A 12,027-nucleotide genomic window follows, 5' to 3' on the forward strand; every position below is an offset into this window, starting at 1 on the left:
GAGCAAAACATGAGTGTGATCGAAGTCCAGGTGCCGGATATCGGCGATTTCGACGCGGTGGAAGTCATCGAGGTGCTGGTCAAGGCTGGCGATACGGTCGAGCAGGAGCAGTCGCTGATCGTGCTCGAGTCCGACAAGGCCAGCATGGATGTGCCGTCATCCGCCGCCGGCAAGGTGGTGGAGGTGCGCGTCAAGGTGGGCGACAAGGTCGCCAAGGGCGCCGTCATCTGCACGCTGGAGAGCGAAGCCGCGGCCAAGCCGGCGGCCGCGCCGGTCCCTGCGCCCGCGCCTGCGCAGGCATCCGCGCCCGCGGCGGCTCCAGCTCCGGCTGCGGCTCCCGTGGCCGCCGCGCATGCGGGCAGCGCGGATATTACCTGCGACATGCTGGTGCTCGGCGCCGGCCCTGGTGGCTACTCGGCCGCCTTCCGCAGTGCCGATCTCGGCATGAACACCGTGCTGGTCGAACGCTACAGCACGCTCGGCGGCGTCTGCCTGAACGTGGGCTGCATCCCCTCGAAGGCGCTGCTGCACAACGCCGCCGTGATCGACGAAGCCAAGGCCCTGGCGGCCCACGGCATCCTGTTCGGCGAGGCCAAGATCGACCTCGACGGGCTGCGCCACTACAAGGAAACCGTGGTCGGCAAGCTGACCGGCGGCCTGGCCGGCATGGCCAAGGCACGCAAGGTACAGGTCGTGCGCGGTATCGGCACCTTCCTCGACCCGCATCACCTCGAGGTGCAGGAAACCGAAGGCGACGCCAAGGAGACGACGGGCAAGAAGACGGTGATCCGCTTCGAAAAAGCCGTCATCGCCGCCGGCAGCCAGGCGGTCAAGTTGCCTTTCATCCCCGAGGACCCGCGCATCGTCGACTCCACCGGCGCGCTGGAACTGCCGGAAGTGCCCAACAAGATGCTGGTCATCGGCGGTGGCATCATCGGGCTGGAAATGGCCACGGTGTACAGCACGCTGGGCGCCAACATCGACGTGGTGGAAATGCTCGATGGCCTGATGCAGGGCGCCGACCGCGACCTGGTCAAGGTCTGGGACAAGATGAACAAGAAGCGCTTCGACAAGGTCATGCTCAAGACCAAGACGGTCGGCGTGGAAGCGAAGCCGGACGGCATCTACGTCAAGTTCGAAGGCGAACAGGCGCCGGCCGAGCCGCAACGCTACGACCTGGTGCTGGTGTCGGTGGGCCGCGTGCCCAACGGCAAGCGCATCGGCGCGGAGAAGGCGGGGGTGGCGGTCACGGATCGCGGCTTTATCGACGTCGACAAGCAGATGCGCACCAATGTGCCGCACATCTTCGCTATCGGCGACATCGTCGGCCAGCCCATGCTGGCCCACAAGGCGGTGCACGAAGCGCACGTGGCAGCGGAAGCCGCGCACGGCGAGAAGGCCTACTTTGATGTCAAGCAGATTCCGTCGGTGGCCTACACCGATCCGGAAGTGGCCTGGGCCGGCGTGACCGAAGACCAGTGCAAGGCGCAGGGGATCAAGTACAGCAAGAGCGTGTTCCCGTGGGCAGCTTCCGGCCGTGCTATCGCCAATGGCCGCGACGAAGGCTTTACCAAGCTGATCTTCGACGAGGAAACCCACCGGATCATCGGCGGGGGCATCGTTGGCATGCATGCCGGCGACCTGATCAGCGAAGTCTGCCTGGCAGTCGAGATGGGTGCCGATGCAGTGGATATCGGAAAGACCATCCACCCGCACCCGACGCTGGGCGAATCCATCGGCATGGCAGCCGAGATCTACGAAGGTGTCTGCACCGACGTCCCGCCGCCGCGCAAGCGCTAAGCCCGGACGTTAGCGACACGAGTGAGGCCCGCCGTATGGCGGGCCTTTTTACATCTCGATCCGCAATTAACCGCCAGATTTTTTCCGCATACGCTTGCGGCTACGCCGGTCAAAGCTTGCTTGCACAGGGGAGGGCGTGTGTCAGTGTGTCCGCTTGCCCATGTGTCGCGGGCAAAAAAATCCCGGCGCATGGCCGGGAATGAATCGATATTGGAATACATGGAAACCAGATACCGAGGAGACACCGTAGGAGGCAGAGCGGCTTGGGTAGCCTTCCGTGCTGCCTTCGTTGGCAAAATGCGCTGGCCATGCCAGGCGCGCTTTGCCAACGAACCGGCCGAAGCCGGTCCGTTTCCTGCCGTCGCGGATTAGGCGGCGGTGGTGGCCTTCTTGGTCGCGGTGCGAGCCGTGGCGCTGGCTTGCTGTGCGGCCTTGGTGGCGGCGCTGGCGGCTGCCTGGAAGTTGGTCTCAGCGATTTCAACAGCTTGCTTGGTGGCCTTCTGGACCGACTCGTAAGCGTTGTTGGCGGCGCTGATCGCGGACTTCACGATGGCAACGGTCGACTCGGAGCCGGCCGGGGCGTTCTTGGCGAGGTTCTCGACCAGGGTTTGCACCTTCTTCGAGTTCTCGGCCAGCTGGGCTTCGGCGACCTTGGTGAATTCAGCCTGGGTTTCCGAGGCGATTTCGTACACGTGGCGGCTGTAGGCCAGGGCCTTTTCGGCAACCGGCTGGACCAGCGAGGTCTGGAGGGCCAGGAATTCCTGGGCGTCCTTGGCCGAGAGGGCCTTCTTGGCGTTGTCCACGTTTTCAGCGAACGTGGCCTTGACGACTTGCAGGTTCAGCTCGACCAGCTTTTCGATGCCTTCAAAAGCTTTGGTGGTCAGGCCAAACAGGGTTTCGAGGTTGGCTTTTTGCGCTGCGGCGACTTGTTCCGGGGTGAAGCTCATGCTGGTCTCCAATAATGAAGTTCAAGGTCATGCAAAATTAGGCCGCCCAGATGTCAAAGCCATGACGAAATCAAGGTTAAACCTGTTTTCTCGTCAGCCAGCCCCAGGCGTAAGGGGGTTATCGGCGCGCTCCGCTTGCTCTGCAAAATCGATGGTGCGCCGCAACAATTCCAATTGTAGGGAAAAGAAAAACGGTGTCAAGGGCTTCTTGTGCATTGCACAAATAACTGTTGTTGAAGTCGGTGCGCTGTCACATTTTGGCTGCGTAGCATCGGCAGGCGTGCCACGCCCGGCACCTTGCAGGGAGGAGGGACGGGAGGGGCCGCGCACCCTGGAGCCAGCACAGTGCTACCATCGCGGTCTGCCGGAATCGCCGTCTCCCAAGGGCGCAACCCGCCGGCCGATGCACGGCCAAGTTGCCGCGACCGGCCGCCCGCCTATGTTTGCCCTCATGCTCGCTTTTTACGCCGATCATTTTGTCCTGCCCCTACCTGAGGGCCACCGCTTCCCGATGCGCAAGTACAGCATGTTGAGGGAGACGGTCGAGCGCGACGTGCCAGGGCTGGTGCTGGTCGAGGCGCCGCGGGCCGGGGACGATGCCTTGCTGCTGGCGCACACGCCTGAATATGTCGCGAGCGTCTCCCTGGGCGAACTGGACCCGGCGCGCCAGCGCGAGATTGGCTTTCCGTGGTCGGACGCCATGGTCGAGCGCTCGCGGCGCTCCGCTGGTGCCACCATCGAGGCCTGCCGCGTAGCGCTGCGTGAGGGTATCTCGGTCAACCTGGCGGGCGGCACGCACCACGCCTATGCCGATAAGGGCGGTGGCTTCTGTGTCTTCAACGACGCGGCCATCGCCGCGCGCCAATTGCGTGGCGACGGCCGGGTGGCGCGCGTGGCCGTGGTCGACCTCGACGTGCACCAGGGCAACGGCACCGCCTCCATCCTGCGTGACGATCCCTTCGTCTTCACGCTGTCCTTGCATGGCGAGAAAAACTATCCCTTCCGCAAGGAGGCCAGCGATCTCGACGTGGGCCTGCCCGATGGCTGCGACGACGAGGCTTACGCCCAAGCGCTGCAGGGCGCACTCGATACGCTGTTCGCGCGTTTCGCTCCCGACCTGCTCATTTATCTAGCCGGGGCCGATCCGCATGAGGGCGACCGGCTTGGACGCCTGAAACTGACGCTGGCCGGGCTGGCCCGGCGCGACTGCCTGGTGTTTGATGCGGCCCTGGAACGCGGCCTGCCCATTGCCGTGGCCATGGCCGGCGGCTACGGCAACCAGATCGAGAATACCGTCGCGGTGCATGCGCAGACCATCGCACTCGCCGCGCAATATCACGAACGCTATGCCCGGCGCGACAAGCCGGACGCCGCTGGTGCAGGTGCGGGTGCAGGTGCGATCCTGCCCACTGGCGATACGGAGAAGGCGCAACGATGAGTGCAACCAGCCAGGCCCACGCGGCACGCGGCACCTTGTGGATGGCCGCCATGCCGTGGCTGTTCGTCGTGATCTGGAGCACGGGATTCATCGTAGCCAAGTACGGCATGCCGCACGCGGAGCCGATGACCTTCCTGTTTCTGCGCTTTGTCGGTGTGCTGGTGCTGATGGTGCCCTTCGTGTTGATGGCGCGCGTCCCGCTGCCGCAGCGCGCCGGGGCGACCGACTGGCGCATGGTCGGGCACATCGCGCTGGCAGGGCTGTTCCTGCAGGCGGGCTACCTGGGTGGCGTGTGGGCAGCGGTCAAGCTTGGCATGCCGGCGGGCGTCTCCGCGCTGATCGTCGGCATGCAGCCGATCCTGACCGCGCTGGCGGCCTCGCGCATGGGTGAGACCATCGGGCGGCGCCAGTGGCTGGGGTTGCTGCTAGGCATCCTTGGCGTGGGTCTGGTGGTGGCAAACAAACTGTCGGCCAGCGGGCTGTCCGCGCCAAGCCTGCTGCTGGCGCTGGGCGCCTTGTTCTCGATCACCTTCGGCACGCTATACCAGAAACGCCATTGCCCGATGTTCGACCTGCGCATGGGCTCGGTGATCCAGTTCGCGGCGGCGGCGCTGGCCTGCCTGCCGTTCATGTTCCTGACCGAAACCCGTCACGTTGAGTGGAATGCCGAGATGGTTGGCGCGCTCGCCTGGTCGGTGGTCGCGTTGTCCATCGGGGCCATCTCGCTGCTGTTCCTGTTGATCCGCCAAGGCGCGGCCACCAAGGTATCCAGCCTGATGTATCTCACCCCGCCGACCACCGCCGCCATGGCGTGGCTGCTGTTCGGCGAGAGCTTCCCGCTGCTGGCCGCGCTTGGCATGGCCCTGGCCGCCGGTGGCGTTGCGCTGGTGATCCGCCGCTAATTTCCCCATTTCGCGCTTTTCGATGAAACCGACCGCAGATACCCGCAGCGCCTATCGCCATTTCCAGCCCATCACCACGCGCTGGATGGATAACGACGTCTATGGCCACGTCAACAACGTCATCTACTACAGTTATTTCGATACCGTGGTGAACACCTACCTGATCCGGGAGGGCGTGCTGGATATCGAGTCCGGCGACACCATCGGGCTGGTGATCGAGACGCAATGCAATTATTTTGCCGCGCTGAGTTTTCCCGACACGGTGGTGGCGGGGCTGCGCGTGGCGCGGCTGGGCAATTCGAGCGTGCGCTACGAAGTGGGCCTGTTCCGTAACGATGAAGACGTCGCTGCGGCGCAGGGCCATTTTGTTCATGTCTATGTGGATCGCGCCACGCGCCGCCCGGTGCCGCTGCCGCCCGCGTTGCGCGATGCCCTGCAGGCCCTGGTGTGCGAACCCGCGGATGCCGGTGCATGATCCGGCCCGCGCAGAGGAGTTAACAACCATGGATTCGCTGCAGAAACGGAGCGCCGCCCTGATCGATCAGGCCATCATCACGCGCCGCTCGGTGCGCGCGTTTCTCGATACGCCGGTGCCGCGCGACGTGGTCAACGAGATCCTGGCCGTGGCCAGCCGGGCGCCGTCGGGCACCAACGCACAGCCATGGCGGGTCTATGTGCTGACTGGCGATGCCAAGGTGAAGCTGTCGGCGGACGTGCTGGCCGCTTACGACGATCCGCAGCGCGACAGCAAGTATCGCGAGGAGTATCCCTACTATCCACGCGAGTGGGTGGCGCCGTACATTGACCGCCGCCGCAAGGTAGGTTGGGACCTGTACAGCCTGCTGCAGATCAGCCGCGAGGACAAGGCGCGCATGCATGCGCAGCACTCGCGCAACTTCACGTTCTTCGGTGCCCCGGTGGGCATGATCTTCACGATCGACCGCATCCTGGAGCTGGGCAGCTGGCTGGACTACGGCATGTTCCTGCAAAGCATCATGGTGGCGGCGCGGGCGCGCGGGCTGGATACCTGTCCGCAGGCGGCGTTCACCCAGTTCCACGCGGTCATCGGCAATCACTTGCGCCTGCCGGCGGATGAAATGGTGGTGTGCGGCATGGCCCTGGGCCATGCTGACCCCGCCGCCATAGAGAATACCCTTAGTACCGAGCGTGAACCGGTAAGCGGGTTCGCGCGTTTCTTATCTTAAGAAGCTGTCGGCGGCGAAGGCCCGCTTTGTGCCGTCGCTGCCGCTGCATGTTGGCTCGGGGCAACCCCACGGGCGGGTGAGAAAGATGAAACAGTGTGGAATTACCACAGTCGACGTCGGTCTTAATGCACGTGTCATGTGATGCGTGCCCCGCATTTGCCGTAATGTGGAATTGTTTGCAAATCGAACTTTAAAGAGGCTTCGTAAGTCTTTAATCTTGCTAACAATTTCTTTTTTTCCTAAACTGGCGCAATCCTAGTTGCGCGCTGAATGAATCATGTTCCGGTCTGATTCCCCCCTATTTTTGCGATTCTTCGGCTCTACCCCTCTTACTTCGGTTGCAGCCTCTGTGCTGTTGACCGTTTCCATGCTGGCCGCCCCTGTGGCCGATGCCGCGACGAAAACGTCGGACACCGCTAAAACCAGCAAAAAGTCGGCAAAAGTCGCCAAGTCCGAAAAAAAATCGGCAAATTCCCCCTCTAAATCCGCGAAATCCAAGCAGGTCGCGACCAGCGGCAAGGCCGAGCGCGCCACTACGCGCAAGGTCGTGGTACTGAAAAACGGTAAGCGCACCGTGGTGGCGCAGCGCCAGGCGGTACCGGTTCGTGCGGCGTTCATCCCCGCGAAACCCTCGCTGGGCGAGGCGCTCGGCCTGCGTGACACCGAAGACGCGCTCGCGCTGCGCTCCAGCGTGGCGCTGGTGATGGATCAGAACTCCAACGAAGTGCTGTTCCAGAAGAACGCCGCCGCGGTTCTGCCGATCGCCTCGATCACCAAGCTGATGACGGCCCTGGTTGTGATGGACGCGCGCCAGCCGATGGACGAGGTGCTCACCATCAACGAGGAAGACCGCGACAACGAAAAGCACAGCAGTTCGCGCCTGCGCTTTGGCGCGCAGCTCTCCCGTCAGGAGGCGCTCCTGCTGGCGCTGATGTCCTCGGAGAATCGTGCGGCATCGGTGCTGGGCCGCAGCTACCCGGGCGGCCTGCCGGCCTTTGTGCAAGCCATGAACCGCAAGGCACGCGAGCTCGGCATGAACGACAGCCACTTTGTCGATTCGAACGGCTTGTCGAGCAGCAATGTGTCGAGCGCGATGGACCTCGTGCGCATGGTCAACGCGGCGTACCGCAACCCTACCATCCGCGAGTTTTCGACGCAGACCGAGCATGAGGTCAATGTACTGGGCCGCACCCAGCACTACGTCAGCACCAACCGTTTGGTTCGCGGCGGCAACTGGGAGATCGGCCTGCAGAAAACAGGCTTTATCTCCGAGGCTGGCCAGTGCCTGGTGATGCAGGCACGCGTAAATGGCCGCAATGTGGTGATGGTGTTCCTGGATTCCGTTGGCAAGCTGTCCCGCTTCGCCGATGCCAACCGCGTCAAGGACTGGCTGGAACACGTGCAGACCGGGCCTGGCCGCCCTTTTCCGACGTCCCCAAACCTGACGCAGGGGCCTGGCAGCCCAACCAGCCCCCAGGCAATCCTGACCGCCCAGCAGCCTCGCGGCATCTGATGGCGGCGCCGGAGTGATCTGGCCGCCTGCTGCTTGAAATCAAAAAAACGCGCCGTCACCGGCGCGTTTTTCTTTGGGGCGTGGGCGGCGCGCTTAGAGCAGCTTGCCCGGATTCATGATGCCGGCCGGATCCAGCAACTGCTTGATGCCCTGCATCATGCGCAGCTCGAGTGGGTCCTTGAGGCGCAGGAAATCATCGCGCTTGAGCTGGCCGATGCCATGCTCGGCGCTGATGCTGCCGCCGTAGCGCGCCACTTCATCCAGCACTTCGGCGGTCAGCGCCTTGCCATGCTGCGCGGTCCAGTCGCGCTCCGCGCCCGCGGGGCGCGACAGGTTGTAGTGCAGGTTGCCGTCGCCGAAATGCCCGAAGATAAACGGGCGGATGCTGGGGCTGATGGCCTTGAGGCGCGCCTCCATCGACACCATGAAGGCCGGGATCTGCTCGATCGGCAGCGACACATCGTGCTTCAGGTGCGGCCCGTCGGCGCGCTGGGCCTCGGAGATTTCCTCGCGCAGCTTCCACAGACTCTGCAGTTGCGACAGCGACGCAGAGACGGCGGCGTCCAGGCACAGCTCGCGCTCCAGTGCCTCGCCAATCACGCGCTCCAGCAGCACGTTGAGGGCGGCTTCGTCGGTGGTGTCGGCCAGCTCCACCAGCACATAGGCGGGATAGCGTTGGCTGAAGGGTTCCTGCACGCCTTCCGCATGCTTGAGCACGAGGTCGACGCAATCGCCGGTGAAGAATTCGAAGGCTTGCAGGCGAGCGCCGCACTGCGCGAACAGCAGCTCGAAGAGCTCCAGCGCCTGCAGCGGGGAGGCCACTGCCGCAAGCACCACCGAGCGTGCGTCGGTGCGCGGAAACAGGCGCAGCGCTGCCGCGGTAATGACGCCCAGCGTGCCCTCGGAGCCGATCAGTAGTTGCTTGAGGTCGTAGCCGGTGTTGTCCTTGCGCAAGGCGCGCAGGCCGTGAAAGATCTCGCCGTTGGGCAGCACGGCTTCCACGCCCAGCACCAGCTCGCGGGTCATGCCGTAGCGCACCACATTGACCCCGCCGGCGTTGGTCGCGAGATTGCCGCCGATCTGGCAGGAGTCCTCGGCTGCCAGGCTGAGCGGCAGCAGGCGATGCGCCTCCTGCGCGGCGCGCCGCAGGTTGCCCAGGATGCAGCCCGCTTCGGCGACGAGCGTGTTGGCGATGGTATCGATCGAGCGGATCGCGTTCATGCGGTCCATGCTCAGCACCACGTTGGCGGGGCTGCTGTCCGGCGCGGCACCGCCGCACAGGCCGGTGTTGCCACCCCGCGGCACCACCGGGACCGCGGCCTGCTGGCACAAGGCCAGGCAACGTGCCACTTCATCCACCGAGCGCGGGCGCACCACGGCCTGCGCGTTGCCACGGTAAAGGCCGCGCCAGTCGGCGAGCCACGGCGCAACCTGGTCTGGCTCGGTGGCGACCACGTCGGTGCCTAGCGCTTCGATCAGGCGGGGCAGGAAAGCTGAATTTTGCATGATGGGTCTATCCGGAGTGGCAATGCGGATTCAGGCCGCGGAATGAGTGGGGTCCTGGCCGTTGGTGAGGGGCTTGCCGCGCGCTGCCAGTTGCAGGCCCAGGCGTGCCGCCGCGCCGCGCAGGTGGGCTACCGCCGCGGCGCGCGCTTGTTCAGGGTCGCCGGCGCGGATCGCGTGGAAGATGGCCAGGTGTTCCTGGTGGACCTGTTCGGACAGGCCTTCCTGCTGGCGGGTATTGAGCCGCGCCACATGCACGGCCTGGTGCAGTTGCAGGTTCAGGTACTGCAGCAGCTGCAGGTAGTACTTGTTGTGGGTGGCGGTGGCGATCGCCACATGGAAGGCCGTGTCTGCCTCAGTGCTGCGGTGCGGGTCGTGCAATTGCGCCGCGAGCCGGTCCAGCAGCGCCTGCATGCCGGAGACATCCTGCGCGGTACGCCGCAGCGCCGCCAGCGCGGCGGCGGCGCTCTCCAGATCGAGCCGCAGCTCGTAGATGCTGGCCAGTTCGTCGCGATCGATGCCGATCTCCTGCGGCAGCTGGAAGCCGGCATTGCCCACGCGCGAGCGCACCGTGCTGCCCACGCCCTGGCGGCTTTCGACCAGGCCTTGGGAGCGCAGGTGCTCGGTCACCTCGCGGATGACGGCGGGGCTCACACCGTATTGCTCGGCAAGCTGCTTGCCGGTCGGCAGCCGGGCGCCAACGGGGTAGGTGCCGCCGGCGATCTCGGCGCGCAACTGCTGGGTTACCTGTTCGGTGAGGGTAATGGCTTTGGTCCGCATGCCCAGCAGGATATAGCTATTCAGGTTATCTGAAAACTAAGGGTATATACCTAATTCTCGATTGAGGCCCTGCGTGAGGGAAAGGGGAGAAGGGGAAGGGAAAAGGGAAGGGGGCGAGGTAAGGGTTCGGCGCGAAGGGCGCGTGGCTTCCCGCGCCGTTCACCCCGCCATGTTCAGGCTGCGACGTCAGTCGCGTAGCCCATGCCGCGCGAGATCTGCAACGCGGTGTCCTTCAGGTTTTGCAGCCAGCTGTCCTGCAGGCGGTCGGCCGGGGCCGAAAGCGACAACCCGGCCACCAGACGGCGCGAGTCGTCGTAGATGCCGGCGGCGATGCAACGCACGCCGAGTTCCAGCTCTTCGTTGTCGCGCGCATAGCCGTTGGTGCGCACCCAGTTGAGTTCGCGCTCGAGCTTGATCAGGTCGGTGATCGAGGTGCGGGTGTGGCCGGCCAGCCCGGTGCGGGTGGCGTAGTTGCGAACGCGCGCCACTTCGTCGGCGGCCAGAAACAGCTTGCCGACCGAAGTCAGGTGCAGCGGGGCGCGGCCGCCAATGGCGCGCACCACCTGCATGCCGGAGCGCTCGCTATAGGCACGCTCGATGTAGACGATCTCGTCGCCTTGCCGCACCGACAGGTTCACCGTCTGGCCCGTCACGCGGTGCAGGGCCCGCATCGGTGCCAGCGCGGCGTCGCGTACCGACAGCCGGGCCTTGACCAGGTTGCCGAGCTCCAGCAGCCGCATGCCAAGCCGGTAGCTGCCCGGATCGGAGCGGTCCACAAAGCGGCAGGCCACCATGTCGTTGAGGATGCGGTGCGCGGTGGACGGGTGCAGCCCGGTGGTCAGCGACAGCTCCTTGAGGCTGACCGGATCAGCGTGCTGGGCGAGCGCATCCAGCAGGGTCATCATGCGTTCGATGACCTGGATGGACGTCTTGCCGGGGGCTTTGTCTGCTTCTGCCATGGGGAAATGTTGCCGTGCGGCAAATTAAGCGGTTGCCTGATTCTATCTCGCATTGTGAAAATTTCAATAGGTGAAATGGCATTGCCGAAAGAATCTTCTGATTTTGCTGGTAGCGAATGTGTCGAAAAAGGCATGCAAAAAAGCGGCGAATTCACCCCTGCCGTGCGCGCTTTTGTATGCTGGCCGGTGCGCAAGGGCGCATAATTGCGGGGTTTCGGGGTCTGGAAAAGGGAAACAATGCGAGTTGGTCTGTTCGCCACCTGCCTGGTGGACCTCATGCGTCCGGAAATCGGCTTTTCGGTGCTCAAGTTGCTGGAGAAGGCTGGCTTCGAGGTGATGGTGCCCGAAGCCCAGACCTGTTGCGGGCAACCTGCCTACAACTCGGGCGAGCGCACGGCATCGCGCGACCTGGCGGAAAAATTCCTGCGCGAGTTCGAAATGTTCGACTACGTGGTGATTCCGTCCGGATCCTGCGGCGGCATGGTGCTGCACCACTATGCGGACCTGCTCGGCGACGACCCCGAGTTGAATGGCCGTTACGAAGGCCTGCGCTCGCGCGTGTTCGAGCTGACCGATTTCCTGGTCAACGTGGCCAAGCTGGGCGAGTTCGATTCAAAGTTCACGGGCCGCATTACCTACCATGACTCTTGCTCCGGCTTGCGCGAACTGGGCGTCAAGAGCCAGCCCCGCGCTCTCCTGGCGCAATTGCCCGGTGTGCAGCTGAGCGAGATGAAGGACTGCGAGGCTTGCTGCGGATTCGGCGGCACCTTCTCGGTCAAGTACGGCAATATCTCCACGGCCATCGTCGATGAGAAGTGCGCCAACATCAAGGCCAGCGGTGCCGATGCCGTGGTGCTGGGCGACCTCGGCTGCATGCTCAATATCGAAGGGCGCCTGCGCAGGACCGGCGACACGCGTACCCAGGTGCTGCATATCGCGCAAGTGCTCGCCGGTGATGCCTGATCCCGGCCAGCTGAAAA

12 protein-coding genes are annotated in these 12,027 nt (G+C 64.3%); 8 read left to right on the forward strand and 4 right to left on the reverse strand.

Annotated elements, in window-relative coordinates:
* Positions 1 to 9: 9 nt before the first annotated feature.
* Positions 10 to 1,800, forward strand: coding sequence for a dihydrolipoyl dehydrogenase (gene lpdA, locus AC1RQC_RS26250; protein WP_492375931.1), 1,791 nt, complete (start codon positions 10 to 12; stop codon positions 1,798 to 1,800).
* 368 nt (positions 1,801 to 2,168) lie between these two features.
* Here the strand turns inward: lpdA and phaP1 are convergent, their stop codons facing one another.
* Entirely contained in the window at positions 2,169 to 2,747 is a 579-nt protein-coding gene (phaP1, locus tag AC1RQC_RS26255; protein WP_150987801.1) for a TIGR01841 family phasin PhaP1, read from the reverse strand.
* Between the two features lie 451 nt (positions 2,748 to 3,198).
* On the opposite strand from phaP1, the gene AC1RQC_RS26260 reads away from it, so the two are divergent.
* The 5 genes from AC1RQC_RS26260 to pbpG all read left to right on the forward strand — a co-directional run bounded on the left by AC1RQC_RS26260 (position 3,199) and on the right by pbpG (position 7,805).
* Positions 3,199 to 4,185, forward strand: a complete 987-nt coding sequence (locus AC1RQC_RS26260; RefSeq protein ID WP_492375932.1) for a histone deacetylase family protein — start codon at positions 3,199 to 3,201, stop codon at positions 4,183 to 4,185.
* A complete protein-coding gene (locus AC1RQC_RS26265; RefSeq protein ID WP_492885077.1) occupies positions 4,182 to 5,087 on the forward strand; it encodes a DMT family transporter in 906 nt (301 codons plus the stop codon). Before AC1RQC_RS26260 ends, AC1RQC_RS26265 begins: the two co-directional genes overlap by 4 nt.
* 22 nt (positions 5,088 to 5,109) lie before the next feature.
* Positions 5,110 to 5,562, forward strand: a complete 453-nt coding sequence (locus AC1RQC_RS26270; RefSeq protein WP_150987792.1) for an acyl-CoA thioesterase — start codon at positions 5,110 to 5,112, stop codon at positions 5,560 to 5,562.
* Positions 5,563 to 5,590: 28 nt separating this feature from the next.
* Positions 5,591 to 6,292, forward strand: coding sequence for a nitroreductase (locus tag AC1RQC_RS26275; RefSeq protein WP_492375934.1), 702 nt, complete (start codon positions 5,591 to 5,593; stop codon positions 6,290 to 6,292).
* Between the two features lie 367 nt (positions 6,293 to 6,659).
* Positions 6,660 to 7,805, forward strand: coding sequence for a D-alanyl-D-alanine endopeptidase (gene pbpG / locus AC1RQC_RS26280; RefSeq protein ID WP_492375935.1), 1,146 nt, complete (start codon positions 6,660 to 6,662; stop codon positions 7,803 to 7,805).
* Positions 7,806 to 7,898: 93 nt separating this feature from the next.
* Here the strand turns inward: pbpG and AC1RQC_RS26285 are convergent, their stop codons facing one another.
* From AC1RQC_RS26285 to AC1RQC_RS26295, 3 genes are all read right to left on the reverse strand, one after another.
* Complete coding sequence (locus AC1RQC_RS26285) at positions 7,899 to 9,311, reverse strand: FAD-binding oxidoreductase (RefSeq protein ID WP_492885079.1); 1,413 nt, start codon at positions 9,309 to 9,311, stop codon at positions 7,899 to 7,901.
* Positions 9,312 to 9,341: 30 nt separating this feature from the next.
* The gene (locus AC1RQC_RS26290; protein ID WP_492885081.1) at positions 9,342 to 10,088 is read right to left on the reverse strand and encodes a FadR/GntR family transcriptional regulator; all 747 of its coding nucleotides are present in this window, start codon (positions 10,086 to 10,088) and stop codon (positions 9,342 to 9,344) included.
* Between the two features lie 173 nt (positions 10,089 to 10,261).
* On the reverse strand, positions 10,262 to 11,047 hold the full coding sequence (locus AC1RQC_RS26295) for an IclR family transcriptional regulator (RefSeq protein WP_150987776.1): 786 nt from the start codon (positions 11,045 to 11,047) through the stop codon (positions 10,262 to 10,264).
* A gap of 75 nt (positions 11,048 to 11,122) precedes the next feature.
* Here AC1RQC_RS26295 and AC1RQC_RS26300 point away from each other — a divergent pair, with 75 nt between their 5' ends.
* Positions 11,123 to 11,251 (forward strand): hypothetical protein, encoded by a 129-nt coding sequence (locus AC1RQC_RS26300; RefSeq protein ID WP_492375938.1) that lies wholly within the window; start codon positions 11,123 to 11,125, stop codon positions 11,249 to 11,251.
* Positions 11,252 to 11,284: 33 nt separating this feature from the next.
* A complete protein-coding gene (locus AC1RQC_RS26305; RefSeq protein WP_150987773.1) occupies positions 11,285 to 12,010 on the forward strand; it encodes a (Fe-S)-binding protein in 726 nt (241 codons plus the stop codon).
* The last annotated feature ends 17 nt before the right edge of the window (positions 12,011 to 12,027 follow it).

The organism is Cupriavidus sp. GW822-FHT03E04 (genome assembly GCF_058801495.1).